Annotated in this window: 15 protein-coding genes; 1 reads left to right on the forward strand and 14 read right to left on the reverse strand. The window is 34.7% G+C overall.

The genetic code is table 11. From position 1 onward, the window contains the following. Positions 1-388: 388 nt before the first annotated feature. The 6 genes from FNW52_RS11115 to FNW52_RS11140 all read right to left on the reverse strand — a co-directional run bounded on the left by FNW52_RS11115 (position 389) and on the right by FNW52_RS11140 (position 5,276). On the reverse strand, positions 389-751 hold the full coding sequence (locus FNW52_RS11115; RefSeq protein ID WP_143377547.1) for a nuclear transport factor 2 family protein: 363 nt from the start codon (positions 749-751) through the stop codon (positions 389-391). Between the two features lie 85 nt (positions 752-836). After that, entirely contained in the window at positions 837-1,742 is a 906-nt protein-coding gene (locus FNW52_RS11120; RefSeq protein ID WP_143377548.1) for a pseudouridine synthase, read from the reverse strand. Positions 1,743-1,963: 221 nt separating this feature from the next. After that, positions 1,964-2,920, reverse strand: coding sequence for a geranylgeranylglycerol-phosphate geranylgeranyltransferase (locus FNW52_RS11125; protein WP_143377549.1), 957 nt, complete (start codon positions 2,918-2,920; stop codon positions 1,964-1,966). A 49-nt stretch (positions 2,921-2,969) separates the two neighbouring features. Further along, on the reverse strand, positions 2,970-3,908 hold the full coding sequence (locus FNW52_RS11130) for a mevalonate kinase (protein WP_143377550.1): 939 nt from the start codon (positions 3,906-3,908) through the stop codon (positions 2,970-2,972). Between the two features lie 51 nt (positions 3,909-3,959). Continuing rightward, entirely contained in the window at positions 3,960-4,154 is a 195-nt protein-coding gene (locus FNW52_RS11135; RefSeq protein WP_143377551.1) for a hypothetical protein, read from the reverse strand. A 39-nt stretch (positions 4,155-4,193) separates the two neighbouring features. After that, complete coding sequence (locus FNW52_RS11140) at positions 4,194-5,276, reverse strand: diphosphomevalonate/mevalonate 3,5-bisphosphate decarboxylase family protein (protein WP_143377552.1); 1,083 nt, start codon at positions 5,274-5,276, stop codon at positions 4,194-4,196. Between the two features lie 108 nt (positions 5,277-5,384). On the opposite strand from FNW52_RS11140, the gene FNW52_RS11145 reads away from it, so the two are divergent. Next, positions 5,385-5,861 carry a TspO/MBR family protein gene (locus FNW52_RS11145; RefSeq protein WP_143377553.1) on the forward strand — a complete coding sequence of 159 codons (477 nt, stop codon included), beginning with the start codon at positions 5,385-5,387 and terminating at the stop codon, positions 5,859-5,861. Positions 5,862-5,932: 71 nt separating this feature from the next. Here FNW52_RS11145 and FNW52_RS11150 read toward each other — a convergent pair whose 3' ends face one another. From FNW52_RS11150 to FNW52_RS11185, 8 genes are all read right to left on the reverse strand, one after another. Beyond that, positions 5,933-7,141, reverse strand: a complete 1,209-nt coding sequence (locus tag FNW52_RS11150; protein ID WP_143377554.1) for an NAD(P)/FAD-dependent oxidoreductase — start codon at positions 7,139-7,141, stop codon at positions 5,933-5,935. A 343-nt stretch (positions 7,142-7,484) separates the two neighbouring features. After that, entirely contained in the window at positions 7,485-8,171 is a 687-nt protein-coding gene (locus FNW52_RS11155; protein ID WP_143377555.1) for a glycerophosphodiester phosphodiesterase family protein, read from the reverse strand. Positions 8,172-8,545: 374 nt separating this feature from the next. Then, complete coding sequence (locus FNW52_RS11160) at positions 8,546-10,225, reverse strand: alpha-amylase family glycosyl hydrolase (RefSeq protein ID WP_143377556.1); 1,680 nt, start codon at positions 10,223-10,225, stop codon at positions 8,546-8,548. An 86-nt stretch (positions 10,226-10,311) separates the two neighbouring features. After that, positions 10,312-12,762 carry a TIM-barrel domain-containing protein gene (locus FNW52_RS11165; RefSeq protein ID WP_143377557.1) on the reverse strand — a complete coding sequence of 817 codons (2,451 nt, stop codon included), beginning with the start codon at positions 12,760-12,762 and terminating at the stop codon, positions 10,312-10,314. A gap of 319 nt (positions 12,763-13,081) precedes the next feature. Continuing rightward, positions 13,082-14,920, reverse strand: a complete 1,839-nt coding sequence (locus FNW52_RS11170) for a glycoside hydrolase family 13 protein (RefSeq protein WP_143377558.1) — start codon at positions 14,918-14,920, stop codon at positions 13,082-13,084. A 124-nt stretch (positions 14,921-15,044) separates the two neighbouring features. After that, complete coding sequence (locus tag FNW52_RS11175; RefSeq protein ID WP_143377559.1) at positions 15,045-17,351, reverse strand: glycoside hydrolase family 65 protein; 2,307 nt, start codon at positions 17,349-17,351, stop codon at positions 15,045-15,047. Between the two features lie 94 nt (positions 17,352-17,445). Continuing rightward, complete coding sequence (gene pgmB / locus FNW52_RS11180) at positions 17,446-18,105, reverse strand: beta-phosphoglucomutase (protein WP_143377560.1); 660 nt, start codon at positions 18,103-18,105, stop codon at positions 17,446-17,448. A 241-nt stretch (positions 18,106-18,346) separates the two neighbouring features. Next, a complete protein-coding gene (locus FNW52_RS11185) occupies positions 18,347-19,678 on the reverse strand; it encodes an MFS transporter (RefSeq protein WP_185965963.1) in 1,332 nt (443 codons plus the stop codon). Positions 19,679-19,716 lie beyond the last annotated feature (38 nt).

Consider the following 19,716-nt stretch of genomic DNA (forward strand, 5'->3'; position numbering starts at 1 on the left):
CCCATCCCGAACAGAGTAGTTAAGCCCGCCTGCGCAGATGGTACTGCAGTTATGTGGGAGAGTATGTCGTCGCCTTTTTTTTTAAAAAACCCCGTTTCTTACGAAACGGGGTTTTTTTGTTTACAAAATACCGTAGTTTCTGTGGGAGTAGAACTCTATGTTTCTAAACTCCTCTGAATTGAGATCTAAAAGCTTTTATTTTGACATTGAAGATTCGGCAGATGCATTTGTACTTCTATTATCAAAATAGTTTAAGATTGACTGATAATAAAAACATCTAATGACACAATAATTAGAGAAACAAAAAATCTCATTCCGATTATAGCGAAATGAGATTTATTTACAACAATAGGTTTGTTTAGGTTTTGTTTTAAAAAGACATTAGTTGCTATCCATGATAGACTCTTGAAGCTACAATTTTATTCTCTTTAACCACAAGAACTTCTGCTACAAGCATGTCTTCTTCTCCATCAACAGTTCGTATGTATTCCATAAAAACGCGATCTGCATTTGCCGTAAGAGAAGTTACTTTGTAATGTAATGATGGTATGCGATCAAAGGCATCTTGCCACCAATCTCGCAACGCTTGTTTACCTGTTACTAATCCTTTAGTTTCAGGTTTGTGAATTTTTAATTTTGGACTGAAATGTTCAGCCTCATCGTCATAAAGTGAGAGTAGCTGTTCTAAATTATGATTATTAAACGCATCAAACCATTTAAAGGCAATTGATTGTAATTTTTCTGGCGTCATTCTGTTTGATTTTAAATGGTATTAAATTAAAAATCCCTTAACATTTTGAAGTGAAAGGGATTTAATATGCTTTTCTAAAGAACTATTATACGTTCTTCAGATTGATGATTTCTTGTTCTGTCAGCAATCTCCAATTTCCTCTCGGTAAATTCTTTTTGGTTAAACCTGCAAAAGCAACACGGTCGATTCTCAAAACATCATAACTAAAATTCTCAAAAATAGAGCGAACTACTTTTACATTTGCAGATCTTAATTGGATTCCAATTTCGCTTTTCGCCTCTCCATCAATATAACTTACATCTTCAACATAAACGCGGTGTCCATCAAGTACAAGACCTTTGTTTATTTTCTCTAGATCTTCAAATTTTAAATTTTTATCTAAAGAAACTTGGTAGATTTTTGAAGATTTTTGACTTGGCAAAGTGAATTTACGGATCATATCGGTATCGTTCGTAAACAACAAAAGACCCGTTGTATTCTTATCCATTCTTCCTATTGGTCCAATTTTCGAATTAGTAGAACCCTTAACCAATTCTAATACATTGCGGTATTCTTGACCTTCATCAAGAGCAGTTGTAAAGTTTTTAGGCTTGTTTAATAAGATATATACTTTTTTCTCAGGGGTTAAAACAGCTCCATCAAAATTGACTACATCTCCTGGCTTTACCATATATCCCATTTCTGTAACAGGAATTCCGTTTACTTTCACAGTCCCTGATTGGATATAAATATCGGCATCACGACGTGAACAAGCTCCAGAATTTGAGATATACTTGTTCAAACGAATTTCGTCTTTTACTTTAGGTCTTTTCGGTGCTTGATTCGGTTTTTTCTCTACTTTATCAGTAGTATCGGCAACTTTAACAATTGTTTTTACTTTTTTTGGACCTTGTGCCCTTTTTTGCATCGCAGGTTTTGGCTTATTTGAACTAGGTCTTGAGCTGTTTGCTCTTGGTCCACTTCCTCTATTATTGCCTTCCTTATTATTCATATGTTGATTTTTATTATTTTTTATAGGTCATATGTAATTCGCAAATAATAATTGGTGTTTACGACCAATTTACAACCATGCTCATTTCATAATATTCTATAATTTGTGCAAAGATACTATTTATATCATTGGGAAACGATTTTTAACAATTAGAATAAGCTAACTACTTCGTTAATTGGGTTTTAATTTGAATAAGAAACGATTTAAATGCCAAAGAAACTTTAAATTGTCATCAATATTTTTTTACCATGCCATAAAACGCTTGGATTGATTAATACAATGCAAAATACGCCCGAAACAATAAGGAATTTCAAAACGTTGTGCAGTAATATATATTGTTCTTTAGTGTTCCATTTCCACAGGTACAGTAAGAATAAAATTAAAACAATAAAACAGCTGTAGAAATAAATGTCCATATAACCAACATCATAAACATTTATCAAAAAATAAACGGGTACAATAGTCATAAGGGTCAATCCGGTAATTATTTTTTTGGAAACTTCCTCTCCATAAATAATTGGAATGGTTTTATAGTCATTTGCCAAATCTCCTTTTAAATTTTCTAAATCCTTTATCATTTCCCGAATCAAGATTAATAGGAACAAGAAAGAGGCATGGGAAAGAATCACGGAAAGTTTAGTACTATTGTTTTCGATTTCATACAATGGCATTTTCAAATAAAAATACAACAAAATTCCAAAAAAAGGAAGAACAGCCAAAAAAGCGGCCATTAAATTCCCAATTAAAGTGTATTTTTTGATTTTATGAGAATAAAACCAGATCAAGAAAATATAAACCGAAAAGAATAAAACAGCTCTAAAAGAAACAAAAAAAGCGATTAAGGCCACGAAAAAATTAAGACTGAAATAGACTCTCAACTTGGTTTTTTGACTTACCAAACGATCCAATTGTGATTTATTGGGACGATTGATTAAATCTTTTTTGCTGTCATAAAAGCTGTTGATGATGTATCCTGAGGCAATTGTCAAACTCGAAGCCAATACAATGATAAAAAGCTGAAAGTCTAATAGTATCGACAAAGCCCTTCTTTCTGGAGCCAATATAAAAATGGCAGACAAATATTGGGCTAAAGCAATAATGGGTATATTATAGCCTCTAACTACAGAAAATAAACTGATCATTTTTAATACAAATAGTTTATTCTGCCTGCTTAACATGGAGTAGGTTTAGAGTTTATAGGTAGTGTCCGTAAATTAATCGGAAGAATTAAAATTGGTAAACGACTTCTAATTTAAAGTCTTTCAATGATGCTTTTGCTCGTTCTAAATCTTCGGTAAATCCTAGAATATAGCCACCACCGCCAGAACCACATAATTTTAAATAATAGTCATTTGAATCTATTCCTGCTTGCCAAATTCCATGAAATTGTTCTGGAATCATCGGTTTGAAATTATTCAGCACCACTTTAGATAATTTTTTGGTGTTTTCAAATAATGATTTCATATCGCCACCCAAGAAATTCTCTACACAAGCATCTGTATATTTTACAAATTGATTTTTCAACATCGCACGAAATCCTTTGTCTTTCAAGTTTTCCATGAAAATATTAACCATAGGAGCCGTTTCTCCCACAATTCCTGAGTCTAATAAAAATACCGCTCCTTTACCGTCAAAACTTTGGGTAGGAATTCCGGTAGCCTCAATGTTGTCTTTTGAATTAATTAAAAGGGGAATGCTCAAATAGCTATTTAATGGGTCAAGACCTGAACTTTTTCCGTGAAAAAAGCTCTCCATTTGAGAAAAAATAGTCTTTAGAGTCAATAATTTTTCACGCGTTAAGTTCTCTAAAACGGTAATTTTATTTTGGGCGTATTTATCATAAATAGCGGCTACTAATGCGCCACTACTACCTACTCCATATCCTTGCGGAATACTGGAATCAAAATACATTCCCGATTGAACATCGTTGTTTAAAGTCTCTAAATCAAAAGTTACTAAATCAGGCTGTTCCTTTTGCAATTGCTCTAAATGGATTACAAAACGCTTCAAATGACCATTTGATTGTGTCGCTTCTTGCGAAGGATTTGTATCTTTCTTTAGCGCACCATTGTAAAAATTATAAGGAATTGATAAGCCCTTAGAGTCACGAATAATTCCGTATTCTCCAAAGAGTAATATTTTTGAGTAAAATAAAGGTCCTTTCATTTATTGTATTTTAAATTATCAATTTGGGGTTGGTAATTATTATTGTTATTTTCAAAAATCGACTACATCTCCGCGATTTTCATTTTGTATTCCTATGTTAATTTCTTCTTGCTGTTCGGGTGTTAATTCCTCCCAAAGCTCATTTTTTTCCTCTTCAAAAATGGCTTTGATTTTTTTTAGAAGCAAAACATCTTTGGTTTTTACTATCTTTTTAATTAATTCTAATTTTTCCGCATTCAAATCCATAATTGCATTAATTAAGAATTAAAGATACGAAAAAAAGAATCAATTCAACAAAGCGCCATTTCCAATTTCATCGCAAAGATACTGACCATTTTGGCAATAGTCAACTAATTCGGCTTTAATAAATTGCAACACTTTTTCTTTGACCGCATTGGGATATAAAACATGCACATTTGCTCCAGCATCCAAGGTAAAACAAACCGGAATTTTGGTTTCATTTCTGAATTTCCAAATCGCATTAATGATTTGCAGCGTGTTGGGTTTCATTAAAATAAAATACGGCATAGAAGCCATCATCATAGCATGCAAAGTCAAGGCTTCACTTTCTACAATTTTGATAAACTCTTCGAGATTACCATTTTCGAAAATTGGAATCAGTTTGTCTAAATTTTCATGCGCTTGAGCAAATCGCCTTTCGGCAAAAGGGTGGTCGTGCATTAAATCATGACCTACAGTACTTGAAACTTGTTTTTCGCCTTTGTCAACCAGCAAAATTGTGTCTTGAAAATTTTTGAAAGTATCATGTATTGCATACGGATATTCAACCCCATATAAATCAGAACTTCCTTTTATATTCGCTTGATTTCCCCAAACTACTACTTGTCCTTTTACACTTCTGCAAGCACTTCCAGAACCCAGTCGCGCCAGAAAAGAAGCTTTGTTATAGAAATAATCTTCGGACATTGTTGGATTTAAAGCTTTTTCCAAACTCATGAAATTCATTGCCAATGCTGCCATTCCCGATGCCGATGAAGCAATTCCGGAACTGTGCGGAAACGTATTTTGAGTGTCAATCGTAAAATGATAGTCTTTCAGAAAAGGCAAGTATATTGCAACCCGTTCTAAGAATTTCTGGATTTTTGGTTTGAAATCTTCTTTAGATTTTCCTTCAAATAACAAATCAAAAGAGAAATTACCATCGTTTATTTTTTTTGCAAAAGCCAAAGTGGTCATCGTTTTACAATTATTCAACGTAAAACTAACCGATGGATTAGCAGGAATCTGATTCTCTTTTTTACCCCAATATTTTACCAAAGCAATGTTACTGGGTGCACTCCAAGAAAAACTGCCTTGGTCTATTGAGTGACTATATTTTGATGGGATAAAATCGTTGGCTTCAAACATGAAAATTAATTTTTTGCAAAGATACTTTTTTTGATGAAATCGTTTATTCCTTTATTTGCATTCCTTAGAAAGTTTTTAAGTATTTTTGATCCCTCTAAAAAAAACAAAATGAATAAGATTACTCGAATATTATCAATTGTTGTTACTTGTCTTGTTGTTGGTTATTTCTCGGGAATTATTACCCGTTCTGCTATTACAACCTGGTATCCTACTTTGAATAAACCCAGTTTTAATCCACCCAATTGGATTTTTGCCCCCGTTTGGAGTATGCTTTATATCATGATAGGAATTGCCGCAGGACTGGTTTGGGACAGAATAGATTTTGAAAAAGAAATCGTAAAAAAAGCGTTGTTGATTTTTGCTGTTCAACTAGCTTTAAATGCTTTGTGGTCGTATTTGTTTTTTGGATTGAAAAATCCAATGTTGGCCGGTCTGGAAATAGTCATCTTGTGGTTGATGATTTATGAAACGTATATTCAATTTGCCAAAATCAACAAAATTTCGGGTTATTTGTTCATTCCTTATTTGCTTTGGGTAAGTTTTGCCACAGTTTTGAATGGGAGTATTTGGTGGCTGAATAGGTAGTTTCATGTCACAGTATTCAGTCGCAGTTTTCAGTACACTGGGAACTGAAAACTGCGACTGAATACTGTATCCTAAACTGCATTCGCCACAATAAACCCACTTGTCCAAGCATTTTGAAAATTAAATCCTCCTGTAATTGCATCAATATTTACAATTTCCCCAGCAAAATATAGGTTCTCATGCAGTTTACTTTCCATGGTTTTGAAGTTGATTTCCTTTAAATCGATTCCGCCAGCAGTCACAAATTCTTCTTTAAAAGTGCTTTTTCCATTGACTTGAAAAGTTCCGTTTGTCAATTGATTGGCCAAATTTTGTAACTGAATTTTAGAAAGATCCGCCCATTTGGTCTCAGCTTCAATATTCGATGCTAAAACCAAACTTTCCCACAGGCGATTCGGAAAATCGAAAGGTGATTTTTTCGAAACAGCTTTTTTGGCGTGTTCCTGTTTTAATGTTTTTAAAATTTTCTCTGCGTCTTCGGTTTCAACATCGTTCAGCCAATTCACAAAAATGGTAAACTGATAGTTTTTATCGAATAAAGTTCTTGCTCCCCAAGCGGATAATTTTAAAATGGAGGGACCGCTCATTCCCCAATGGGTAATTAACAATGGCCCTGTTGAAGTCAATTTGGTGTCTTTGATTTTTACGGTAACTTGAGCCGCTACACCCGGTAATTCTTTTATTCTGGAATCCTTTATATTAAAGGTAAATAACGACGGAACTGGACTTACAATCGCATGACCTTGTTGTTGAAGCATTTCCCAAATTTTCGGATTACTTCCTGTGGCAAGAACCAATTTTTCTGCAATATAGTTTTCGCTTTGCGTTTCGACTTTCCAAAAATTGTCCTTTTTAAAAATCGATTGAACACTCTGCCCTGTGAGAACAGCAATTCCGAGCTTTTGAGTAGCTTTCAAAAAACAATCAATGATGGTTTGAGAGGAATTCGAGACAGGAAACATTCTTCCGTCGTCTTCAATTTTGAGTTCAACGCCATGTTTCTCGAACCATTCAATGGTATCGCCTGAACAAAATTGATGAAACGGACCCCGCAATTCTTTTTCGCCACGAGGGTAAAATTTCACCAACTCATTGGGTTCAAAACAAGCGTGGGTTACATTACAACGTCCTCCTCCAGAAACACGAACTTTTCCCAGTACTTCTGATCCTCTTTCTAGAATGGCAACCTTAATTTTTGGGTTCTTCTCTACAATATTGATGGCTGTGAAAAAACCTGCAGCACCTCCCCCAACAATTAGTATGTCAAAATTTTGATTCATGATTTAGTATGGAAATTGAAACTGTGTTCGATTGATTTTGTTATTTGATGATTTAATTTAAAGATAAAAGTATCAAATAATTTAGAATGCAAAGGTAAGCATTCGTTTTTGAAAGAATGTAAGTTCAAACCTCTTTAAATCCTTAGTCATTTCAAATTAGCTTAATAAACCTTGTACTTTATTTTCATCAAACTATAGCCAACGGTTTCAACCGTTGGAGACAATACAGGAATTAAAAAAAGCTCAGCAATACGTTACCCACGGTTAAAACCGCGGGCTATAGTCTAAACGTTGATAAAGCCATATTCCAATCGCATTAAATTATTGGGAATTACTGATTGTATTAAATACGTTCTAGAAAATCGGTGATTATTCCATCGATTTTGAATGATTTCATTTTTTGTATATCGTCCTTATTATTTACTGTCCAAGGAAAAACCAGAATTCCTTTTTCTTGAATTTTAGCTGTATATTCATTAGTCAATAATTGAAAGGCGGGATGTAAGGCCTCGGCTTTTATAAATCGGGCAAAAGAAATAGCCAGATCCATATCGGTTTCTGTTAAAACTCCAATTCGAATATCCTCGCTTAAAAATCGAACTTGTTGCAAGGCATTCCAGTCAAAACTGGACACTAGAAAGTGATCGTAATTCCAATTCTTGTCTGAAATGTAATGCTCTATTAATTGAACCACTTGCTCTGCCGTATCTTGATTTTTCAATTCTATATTGATAAAACACCGCTTATTGACCAATTCAAAAACTTCTTCCAATGTTGGAATTTCATATTGGATATTGATCCGAAAAGATTTTAATTCTTGTAAGAGGAGTTGGTTCACAGTACCTTTTCCATTGGTTGTTCGGTCTATGGTTTCATCATGAATAACGATCAAATGACCGTCTAAACTTAAATGTACATCCAGTTCAATTCCGTCTGCACCCATTTCTATCGCTTTTTGAAAAGAAACCAAGGTGTTTTCGGGTTCGTACCCATTGGCTCCGCGATGTCCTATTTTGAGAATTTTATTCATAATAATTGTAAAATGTAAACATAAACCCAAATTATGGAATAGACAACTATAACAACTAAATCATTCTGAAAAACCCTGAAGGGGTGAAATGATTATAGAAATTTTATGACATTGCGGATAAACCCCGAAGGGGTGATATTTTTATATTTATGTAATTTTACGGAGGTTTTATTAAATTTAAAAGGTTAAATAATAATCACACCCCTTCGGGGTTGTGAATAATGGAATTATTTATTTCTATAATCATTGTACCCCTTCGGGGTTCGGATGAATTATAATTTATCTTGAGATTGTGTTTTAATACGGAATTAATAACATAAAAAAACGCCTTCATTGCTAAAGGCGTTCTAATTCAAAACTAATTCAATAACTAACTATTTTTTTAATTCTAATAATACAATACCAAATTCAGTATCAATCCTTGCTTTTCCATTCAAAACAGTACCTAATTTACCGGAATACCCATCTCTCAGTTTTGCACCTTCTTTAAATGTAGATCCTACAGGGATTTCTTTTTTTCCTTTGGCTAAATCCAATCCGATTACGACTGTATCTGTATAATTCCCTTTAGTAAAAGTTCTAGAACACACATAAGGTTTAGCAGAAACTGCTACATTCACACCAGCTCCTACCGATGGGTGATTGGCTCTAAATTGCCCCAATTTTCGCCAATGCGAAAGTACTTGTTGGGTTGCTTTATTTGTTGTTATGGCATCCCAATTCATAAACGAACGTAATGTTGCATCACCTTGAGTTCCTTCAACCACTAATGATCGTGCCGATTCATCTCCATAATAGATTTGGGAAATGCCAGGTGTCAATAGTAATTTTGTTGCGCTTTCTATGCTTTTTGTGCGATTGCCATCAAAAGGAGAACCATCATCATGGGAAGACAAATAATTCAAAACACTATATCCTTTCAATTGATTGTTGAGTAGATCCGAATATTTTTGGAACATAAAAGAATACTCTTTTTGGGCATCACTTTTAAATTCAAAATTGATCATAGCTGTAAAACCATTCTCATAATAGTTTACTTTTTTGTCTCCAAAATCAAATAGCTGTCCTCCGCTAATATTGTAATTGTAGACTTCTGCAATAGTGTAAAATGGATTATTGTCCAATACTTTAGTTGGATTGTTTTTCTTCCAATCGGCGAAGGAATAATCACATTGTGTTTTAAAATCGGCCCAAACTCCTTCATCGGTATGTTTTACGGTATCGGCTCTATAACCATCAATTCCAAATTCAGTAATATAATCTGTCAACCATTTAATAATATAATATTTTGGAGTTCTTGGATAACCCGTTCTTTTAAAAAAAACGTCCAATGAAGCGACCTCTTTGTCATATCTTCCTTCGGCTTTCCATTTTTCGATTAAAAAAGGAGGGAGGCTTACGGCTGTAGTGCTTTCCGTTTTTACATCTGGTAAATTAGCCACTAATGTACAAGCGGTTGTATTCTCAAAATTGCTGTATTGACATTTAGGCTCTGTTCGAACCCAACCTTCTGGCCAAACGGTATCGACTTCAGTAACTGGGCCAGTATGATTAATTACGGCATCCAGCATAATACGAATTCCTTTGGCGTGGGCTTTTTTAACCAATTCGGACAAATCTTTCTTGGTTCCGAAGTTAGGGTCTAAAGCAGTCCAATCTCTCGCCCAATAGCCATGAAATCCATAGCTCATTCCTGTTCCTTCATCCACACCATCGTGAATTTGTTCGACAACGGGCGTAAACCAAATCACATTGACACCTAATTTTGTAAAATAACCTTCGTCTAGTTTTTGAATAATTCCTTTGATGTCCCCACCTTCAAAACCACGAAGTTTTTCGGTTTTTTTGTTTCTGTTGAAATTGAGATCATTTGATTTATCTCCATTATAAAAACGGTCTGTCATCAAAAAATATAAATTGGCACCTTCCCAAACGAAGGGTGTTTTTTCGGTTTTTGATTTTGAATTTACAGTTCTTTCTTTTTTTGCTTGTGCAAAAGTAATTGAAGTAATCAGCAGTAGCAAAAAGGACAGTGTTGTGATTTTTTTTATCATACGAAGTTTATATTTGTTTTTTAATGGAATATGGTATCGCCATTCTTCATCTTTATTTGTGAATATAGAATCATGGCGATTTCATTTTACAATTGAATTTTAATTTCTTTATCCATTCCTTTTTCTATTACAACAGGAATTTCTAAAGTGTTAGTATTGGTTTTGAAATCGACATTCACTCCGTTTACAGTAATTTTAATTGGTTTTTTGTCCATGTTATGAACTATCAAATTAATTTTCTTATTGATGCTGGTAAACGATTTTCCAACAATGGTACTCACTTTGAGGGTAATCAATTTAGCCGCTGTATTGTTAGTGAAATTCAGTATTTCGTAGGCTCCTTTTTCATAAGCGTTAGATGTCAAACCATCGTCATTATATAGTTTGCCAAAACTATTTGTTGTTTTTTCGTCATAATAAAAATGCAAATCAAAATCGGCCAGCGAATATTTGGTTGTGTTTTGAATGGTTTTTATCATGGGTATAAAAGCGCCTCCGCGAACAAAAACCGGAATATTATCGGCTGAAACTGTAACCGTTTCAGTTAAACCGGCTTCGTGTTTTTCGCCAGTATAGAAATCATACCAGTTGCTGCTTTTGGGAAAATAAATAGAAGTACTTGTAAGAGCAGCTTTTGTAATTGGAGTAACCAAAAAATCATTTCCCCATAAATAAGAATCACAGGAATTCAATAACTTTTCGTTTTCAGGTTCTTCAAAAAATAAGGGACGCATGAGAGGCAAACCTTTGTTATTGTTTTCAAAAGCCAAGGTGTAGTTATACGGTAGCATTTGGTAACGCAATTCGATTTGTTTTTTGGCTTTGGCCTTAGTTACAATATCTTTATAAACAGGTTCCGAAGCTACATCTTCTTGTGCATGCGGGCGATACACGGGTTGAAAAACACCATATTGCAGCCAACGAATATACAATTCATTATCAAAATAATCCCCAGCAAATCCCCCTAAATCAGAGTGCATATAGGCCATTCCCTGCATTCCCATTTGCAATGCAATTTCAGGTTGTGATTGCAATCCGCCCCAAGATCTGCTTACGTCGCCAGACCAAGGAATCATGCCATAATTTTGAGAACCGGAATATCCAGCTCGCATTAAAATAAAAGGGCGCACATTGGGGAAATCATTTGCATATCCATCACGGATTATTTTTGCCCAAGTGTGTCCGTAAATATTATGCACTTCATCGGCAGAACCCTGAGCGGTAAAAGCCGCAGACGGGAAAACTTCAGGTTCTCCCAAGTCGCCCCACCAACCACCAACTCCCTGATTGATTAAATCTTTGTAGATATTCCAAAACCAAGTTTTTCCTTCGGGTTTAAATACATCTACCAATCCGGTATTCCCAAAATAGAAATCGTATTTGAACGGATTTCCCGCTTTATCAGTAGCCAATACTTTTTTGTCCACTGCTTCTTGCCATTTGCTTGAAGTCGTTAGAATAAAAGGTTCTGTTATCAAAACCGTTTTTACTCCTTTGTTGTTTAAATCGGTTATCATTTTCTTTGGATCAGAGAAATTGTCTTTGTCCCAATCTAAATTCCCCATCGTGCCTTGAACGGTTTTTCCAAACCAATACAAATCAAGGATTATGGCGTCTACCGGTATTTCATCTTTGATGTATTTGTCTATGGTTTTCGTCACTTCGTCTTGAGTATGATATCCAAAACGGCTGGAAAAATTCCCTAATGCCCAACGAGGAACAAGAGGTTGTTTTCCTGTCAATGTGGTATAATTTGAAATTAAATCCGTCCAAGAATCTCCTGCAATTACCTGATATGTTTTTCTTCCAGAAATGGTTTCATAAACTAGAGTATTGTCTTTTTTACTGTCTAAATCCAAATATCCGATGGCTCCATTATCAAAATGTACCGCATATATTTTGGATGACAGTACCAGCGGAATAGAGAAATTCATTTTTTTGGAATAGATTTGGTACCCATAATCCGCTTGATTGTACAATTGTAAACGATTCCCACGACGGTTCATGCCTAACGCACGGGCTCCGGCACCATAAAGTGCTTCGTTTGAATCTAAATTGAAGTCTAATGTTTCTTCCGAAAAAGTATTTAAATTTTGGTTGTCAGGAACCGCCTTTGTCTCTTTATTGGAAGAATATTTCTTTGTGGCGGTTTCTTCTTTATCCTTTTTGGTGTACCCGTTTTTTTCAGAAAGTAAAGGTTTGTTTTTATATGAATAACTGATTTTAAACGGAGCTTTTTGAATGGAAACCGTAATTCCATTAGTTGTACACTCAATAGAATTTTGGGTTTGTTTTACTTTGAAAGTCACTTTTTCAGGAGTTAAAACTACAGCATGAGAATTTGGATTCGACTTTTCTCCTGTTGGCAAAAAAGTAGTTTCGATTATTTTATCCGAATACGGTTTTATAAAATACTGCCCATCAGAAGTTTTTATTTCTAATGTGTTTTTGACTAATTTATAGCTTTCGAATTTCCTGTTTGCGTTTTGAGCCAAGGAAATACTGGAAACTAATAGGAATAGAATTATTTTTTTCATTATTATTTTAATTTTTGAACCATATAAGTAATATAAGTTCATTTAAGGCCGTTTATTTAAATTATATTTAAGCGAATGATTTTTCCGACTTTTTTTCATTTTCCAAATCTCGCTCAATACATATTCTTATATAATGTTGTTTTCTTAAGAATCTGACACAGCAGAATCGACACAGTTTGTCATTTCGACCAACGGGAGAAATCACATTTCGTGAGTCTCCCTTGTGATTCCTCCTTCGTCGGAATGACAAAGTCTCCTTAAGGAAACAGCATGATTCTTATATTTTTCTTATATCCCTTATATGGTTTAAATTTATTTTTTATTTCAATTCTAAAATCAGAACAGATTTTCCTTCGATTGTAATATCACTTTTCAAATCAATAGATTTTCCAGAAAGCACATCGATTCCTGTTTTATAATTTAAAATGCTTTCTTGAAAACGACTTGTTTTGAAAGTTTGTGTTTCTTTATTGTTATTGATGACCACCATAACCGATTTCGAATCAGTATATCTAAAGTAAACATAAACATTCTTCTCTGGAATGTAATGTTTCATTTTTCCAAAATGCACAGCATCATTGGTTTTTCTCCAATTGAATAATTGAGACGAAAAATCAAAAAACTGTTGTTGCTCAGGCGTTCTTCCGGTTTTGGTGAAAGCATCATTTTTGTCGCCAGCCCAACCTCCGGGGAAATCTTGACGAATGGCTGCATCTCCATCTTTATCTTTATTCCCGGACATTCCAATCTCGGATCCATAATAGATTTGAGGAATTCCTCGAACTGTAGCCAATAAAGTCATTGCCATTTTATATTTTGAAAAATCATTTTTGTAAATTTCATTGAAACGATTCGTGTCATGATTTTCTACAAAAGTCATAATGCTATTGATGTTGGGATATAAAAAATCGTTGGTAAAATTATTGTAAACATTTACCATTCCTGCATTCCAAGTATTATCATCTTCATTGAATACTTTTGCCAATGTTTCCATTAATGTAAAATCCATAACAGATGGCAAATACGAGTTGTAGTTTTCTATAGCTGCAATTTTACTGTCTTTTTGCCAATACGCCATTTGAGCTTGCTCGTGCATCCAAACTTCGCCTACAATATTAAAATTAGGATATTCATCCGTAATTGCTTTCGTCCATTTAGCAATTCCTTTTTTATCGCAATAGGAATAGGTGTCTACACGGAAACCATCCAAATTGGCATATTCAATCCACCAAATAGCATTTTGAGTAATGTAATTTAAAAGCAATGGATTGGATTGATTCAAATCGGGCATCGATTTTACAAACCAACCGTCCATGCACATTTTGGCGTCAATTTGAGAAGCGTTGGTGTCAAATTGAGTGGACATTTTATAATTGGTTTGGGCATAGCCCGGAAATTGATGCAACCATTCATATGTTGGCAAATCCTTCATCATCCAATGTTCAGCTCCCCAATGGTTGGTTACATAATCCATGATGAGTTTCATGTCGCGTTTATGCAATTCTGCCGATAATTGAACATACTCTTCATTTGTCCCAAATCGAGGGTCAATTTTATAAACATCGGATTGTCCGTAGGTGTGATACGAATAGGTTTTGTCATTATCCTCGCAAAGAGGCGTTGGCCAAAGTGCTGTTGCTCCTAATTCTTTTATATAATCCAAATGTTGAATCATTCCTGCAATATCGCCCCCATGTCTTCCTCCTGGAAGTGCTCTATTCCCTTTTTCAAAAACAGATTTATCGCTGTCATTTTTGGGATTCCCATTGGCAAAACGATCCGACATAACCAAATAAATTAAATCGGATGCATCATAACTTTTTCTGGAAGCCGAATTTTCTCTTCTTTGTTTTAAACTATATTTTTTGGTAAATACGACTTTTTTATTTTTAGAAAATGAAAAAATAAAATCTTGTGTCGTTGTATTTTTGGTGTCAATTGTTACGAAAAGGTAATTGGGATTTTCGGTTTTTTGAACTTCTTTTATGACAATAGCATTTGATGCCGTTACTTCATTTTGTGCAATATTTTTGCCATAAAACATAATTTGCAGTTCTGGATTATGCATTCCGGCATACCAAAAAGGTGGCTCAACTCTGTCTATTTGTGCAAAAATTGAAGTGGAGATGAAAAAGAAAAGAAAGATTATTTTTTTCATGTTTTAAACAATTAAAGATGTTTTTAAAGTCTAAACCGTATTTTTTTTAAACCATTAAGACATTAAGAAAATTAAGTTTAGTCTTAATGAATCTTAATGCCTTAATGGTTTTTTTTATTAAATTTTAAACCGCAACCAAATTATTTGGCTTCACTAAAATAGCAGTTTCATTTACAAAAACGGTAAGTTCTTTCGAACCTTCGAGAGTAAGTGTGGTTTCTTTGTGATTGATTTCGATTTTCAAAATTTGATTTCTGAAATTAATTTTAAACGAATACCCTTCCCATTCTTTAGGGATTTTTGGAGAGAAATGAAGCGTGTCTCCTTTGACTCTCATTCCGCCAAATCCTTCAACAATACTCATCCAAGTTCCCGCCATTGATGTGATATGACAACCTTCTTCCACTTCTTTGTTATAATCATCAAGATCCAAACGGGAAGTTCTCAAATAGAATGCATAAGCCATATCCATTTTATCCAATTTAGCCGCTTGAATAGAATGCACACAAGGAGAAAGTGAACTTTCATGTACCGTAAATGATTCGTAAAAATTGAAATTGCGTTCCAATTCTTCTTTAGAAAAATGATCTTCAAAGAAATAGAAACACTGCAATACGTCAGCTTGTTTGATGTATGGAGAACGCAATACACGATCCCAAGACCATTTTTGGTTGATCGGTCTTTGAGCGCGATCCAAATCTTTTACAGGGACTAAATCTTTGTCTAAAAAGCCATCTTGCTGCAAGTAAATGCCCATTTCTTCCGATTTTGGGAAATACATATTACCCGCCACTTTATTCCATTCCTGCAATTCGGTTTCAGATAGTTTTACCTTTTCCATAATACGTTTATGGTCTGCTGGATATTCTAGAGAAACTTTTTGAATTTGCTCGTAGGCATAATCAATACACCATTTGGCGATGTAATTGGTATAGAAATTATTGTTGATGTTGTTTTCATATTCGTTTGGTCCAGTCACTCCCAAAATCATATACTGATTTTTGTTTTTGGAGAAAGAAGCTCTTTGGTGCCAAAAACGAGCAATTCCAATTAATACTTCCAATCCTTTTTCTGGTATGTAACTGTAGTCTCCTGTAAAACGATAATAGTTGAAAATAGCAAAAGCAATGGCACCGTTTCTGTGAATTTCTTCGTGGGTTATTTCCCATTCGTTATGACATTCCTCTCCATTCATGGTAACCATTGGGTATAAAGCCGCTCCGTTTTTAAAACCTAAGTTTTTCTTGGCATTTTCTATTGCTTTATCCAATTGATTGTAGCGATACGTCAATAAATTACGGGCAACTTGCTGGTCTTTTGTAGCCATATAAAACGGAATACAGTAAGCCTCAGTATCCCAATAGGTAGATCCTCCGTATTTTTCTCCGGTAAATCCTTTTGGTCCAATATTCAAACGGGAATCTTTTCCTAAATAGGTTTGGTTTAACTGAAAAATATTAAAACGAATTCCTTGTTGTGCTTTTACATCCCCGTCAATAGTGATGTCTGACATTTCCCAAATTTTTGCCCAAGCATCGATTTGCTCTTGTAGCAATTGGTCATATCCTTTTGCTAAAGCGACTTGAATTACATTTTCGGCTGCAGCTATAGTGTCTTCATGGTTTAATGAAACGGTATAACCACCTATTTTTTGAATGCCCGTTTTATCGCCTTTGGCAACAATGACATCGTAATAAAATAGAATTTTATCGGTACTCGTATCAACAGACGTTGGAGAAAGGTTTTGTTTTTCGCCATTCGTCCAAATCGTGTTTTGCATAAAGGTCGTTACCTTGAAATGCGTTTTAAAAGTTTGAGCCGTTACAAAAGCTTCATTTCTGTATTTTTTAACATTAAGAGGCTTCCAGAATTTTTCATCCCAGTTTGCATCTTCATTGGTTACACCAGCATCAATATACGGTTTGTAGATTATTTTTGCGTCTTTGTTTAAAGGGGTGATTTCATAATTAATTACACCAACTTCATCTAAATCTATAGATAGAAAACGACGGATATTGGCTGAAATTTCAGTTCCGTTTTGCAAAGTGGCGGTAAAGGAACGGTTGTACCAACCTTCTTTCATATTCAACTCTCGACGGAAATCTTTAACTTCCGTACACGTATTCAAATCGAAATCTTCTCCGTTAATTTCGATGTTGATTCCAATCCAATTTGGGGCATTCAATACCTTGGCAAAATATTCTGGGTATCCATTTTTCCACCAACCTACTTTGGTTTTGTCTGGATAATAAATTCCGGCGATGTAACTTCCCTGAAAAGTTTCTCCCGTATAATTTTCTTCAAAATTGGCTCTTTGACCCATAGCACCATTCCCAATGCTAAAAAGGCTTTCAGATGATTTTACACTCTCTCTATCAAATCCTTCTTCGATGATAGACCAATTGTCTGGTTTTATATAGTCTTGATTCATTGTCTATTTAAGTTTAAGGCGTAAGGTTTGAAGTTCATGAATAAAACAACTCTATTGCTTCATTCCTCCTTAACCTTATCTTTTTGTTAATTTATTATCTATTTATAAGTGACTCCAAGAAACTGGTGTCAATGGCTGTGAAATCTTTAAAAATGTGTTGTGCCTCATGCAAGGTTGTTTCTTCTCCAATACCAATACTGATCATATGTGCTGTGTTTGCTGCTTGAACTCCTGCAACCGAATCTTCAAAAACGATTGAATCATCATTGGCAACATTCAATAATCGTGCGGCATGTAAAAACACTTCTGGATCTGGTTTTGCATTGACAACATCATTACCGTCTACAATAGCATCAAAATAATGTAAAGTTCCAGTTTTCTCTAGTATAGGTCGAGCATTTTTACTGGCAGATCCTAAAGCTATGAGTTGGTTGTTTTTCTTCAAAAAACGTAATGTATCCATAACGCCCGGCAGAATTTCACTTTCATTCATATCGACTAAATATGAAAGGTAATCTTCATTTTTTTGAATTAACCATTTGTTTTTGTCCTCTTGAGATGCTTCAACTTTTCCTAATTCTAGAATAATATCTAAGGAACGAACGCGACTCACGCCCTTCAATAATTCATTATGTTCTAATGTGAAATCAATTTCTAGCTCATTGGCAATTTTTTTCCAAGCTAAAAAATGATATTTCGCAGTATCTACAATCACACCATCTAAATCGAAAATAAATCCTTTACTCTTTTTCATTTTAATTTTGCTAATTTATTTGGTTCTACCATGGAATTGTGTGGTAAAAATTTTTCGCCACGAATTTCACGAATTGACACAAATTCATAAAGAATAAAAATTAATTAACGCGAATTTTATTACGTTTTTTGTAAATTTGTGTAATTTAAGAGTCTAAAAATTCGTGTTCATTCGTGAAATTCGTGGCTGCTTTTTTTTGTTTCTAAAGGCGTTTTCCCTGCTAGATACGTGGTAGAACCGTTTATTTAATTGTTGTTGTACTTTCTTTTACAAAAAACACTGCTGAACCTGCTATTAACATCGATACTCCGGCAATTACAATAATTGCCATAGGATTCCCTCCAAAAAGCATGATCAAAGTACTACCTAAAAGTCCAGCGGCAATTTGCGGTATTGTTATCGTTGCGTTAAATAATCCCATGTAAACTCCCATTTTATCGGCTGGTAATGATCCGGATAACATGGCATAAGGCATAGCCAAAATAGCTGCCCAAGCAAGACCAACTCCCGAAATGGATAACAATAACATGTTTTTATCTTCTACGATGAACATAGAAATCAAGCCTAAGCCTCCCAATACAAGAGAGAAACTGTAGGTTTTTTTTCTTCCAATCGCTTTTGCAATAGAAGGGATCAATAAGGAGAACAAGGCTGCTACTCCGCTATAGAAAGCAAATAGTACTCCTGTCCAATCTCCGGCTTCGTTAAATCCTATTGATTTTGCATCTAAAGCAGCGGGGCCCCAAACTTGATTAGCGATAGCTCTAGTGGTGTAAACCCACATCAGGAACAAAGCAAACCAAGAGAAAAACTGAACAATTCCTAATTGCCAAAAGATGGTTGGTGCATTACCAATTAGTTTAAAAATGCTTGTTTTTTCCTTTTTATCTGGAGCGTCAAGGTCTATTTTATTATATTCAGCGTGTTCTTTTGGGGCATATTCTTTGGTTTTAAATACCGTCCAAAGAACAGAGCCTAATAAAATGATTCCACCAATATAAAACGACCAGATTACGGATTCGGCGACTTTCTCTCCAGCTGCCGGAACATTAGACATTCCAATTTTTACTAGGATCCAAGGCAATAATGAACCAAAAACAGCACCAAAATTGATTAATGCACTTTGCAGTGAATACCCCAAATTGCGTTGTTCGTCATTGACCATATCTCCCACAAGAGCCCTAAAAGGTTGCATGGTAACATTAAAGGAAGTATCCATTAACAATAACATTACTGCGCCAAAAAGTAGGGGCGGTAGCACATAAGCAAAGTATTCTGCGTTTGGCATGAAAAACATGGCTAATGCAGATACAACCGCACCAAAAAATATAAATGGAATACGACGTCCTAATTTTGTCCAGGTTTTATCACTCGATAGACCGATGATGGGTTGCACAACCAATCCTGCCAAAGGTGCCGCGAGCCAGAAATAACCAATGCTGTGAACATCGGCTCCTAAAGCTTCTAGAATTCTACTTGTATTTCCATTCTGCAAAGAATATCCAATTTGAACTCCTAAGAATCCAAAACTTAAATTCCAAATTTGCCAAAAACTTAATTTCGGTTTTTCCATTATTAATTATTTTATGTGTTTGTATTGGATAAACGCAA

It is taken from the genome of Flavobacterium sp. ZT3R18 (genome assembly GCF_007097385.1).
Lineage (GTDB): Bacteria > Bacteroidota > Bacteroidia > Flavobacteriales > Flavobacteriaceae > Flavobacterium.

Excerpts from the sequence above, each read along its gene's own strand:
- FNW52_RS11115 (WP_143377547.1), bottom strand. The coding sequence starts at position 751 with ATGACGCCAGAAAAATTACAATCAATTGCCTTTAAATGGTTTGATGCG.
- FNW52_RS11120 (WP_143377548.1), bottom strand. The coding sequence starts at position 1,742 with ATGAATAATAAGGAAGGCAATAATAGAGGAAGTGGACCAAGAGCAAAC.
- FNW52_RS11125 (WP_143377549.1), bottom strand. The coding sequence starts at position 2,920 with ATGTTAAGCAGGCAGAATAAACTATTTGTATTAAAAATGATCAGTTTA.
- FNW52_RS11130 (WP_143377550.1), bottom strand. The coding sequence starts at position 3,908 with ATGAAAGGACCTTTATTTTACTCAAAAATATTACTCTTTGGAGAATAC.
- FNW52_RS11135 (WP_143377551.1), bottom strand. The coding sequence starts at position 4,154 with ATGGATTTGAATGCGGAAAAATTAGAATTAATTAAAAAGATAGTAAAA.
- FNW52_RS11140 (WP_143377552.1), bottom strand. The coding sequence starts at position 5,276 with ATGTTTGAAGCCAACGATTTTATCCCATCAAAATATAGTCACTCAATA.
- FNW52_RS11145 (WP_143377553.1), top strand. The coding sequence starts at position 5,385 with ATGAATAAGATTACTCGAATATTATCAATTGTTGTTACTTGTCTTGTT.
- FNW52_RS11150 (WP_143377554.1), bottom strand. The coding sequence starts at position 7,141 with ATGAATCAAAATTTTGACATACTAATTGTTGGGGGAGGTGCTGCAGGT.
- FNW52_RS11155 (WP_143377555.1), bottom strand. The coding sequence starts at position 8,171 with ATGAATAAAATTCTCAAAATAGGACATCGCGGAGCCAATGGGTACGAA.
- FNW52_RS11160 (WP_143377556.1), bottom strand. The coding sequence starts at position 10,225 with ATGATAAAAAAAATCACAACACTGTCCTTTTTGCTACTGCTGATTACT.
- FNW52_RS11165 (WP_143377557.1), bottom strand. The coding sequence starts at position 12,762 with ATGAAAAAAATAATTCTATTCCTATTAGTTTCCAGTATTTCCTTGGCT.
- FNW52_RS11170 (WP_143377558.1), bottom strand. The coding sequence starts at position 14,920 with ATGAAAAAAATAATCTTTCTTTTCTTTTTCATCTCCACTTCAATTTTT.
- FNW52_RS11175 (WP_143377559.1), bottom strand. The coding sequence starts at position 17,351 with ATGAATCAAGACTATATAAAACCAGACAATTGGTCTATCATCGAAGAA.
- pgmB (WP_143377560.1), bottom strand. The coding sequence starts at position 18,105 with ATGAAAAAGAGTAAAGGATTTATTTTCGATTTAGATGGTGTGATTGTA.
- FNW52_RS11185 (WP_185965963.1), bottom strand. The coding sequence starts at position 19,678 with ATGGAAAAACCGAAATTAAGTTTTTGGCAAATTTGGAATTTAAGTTTT.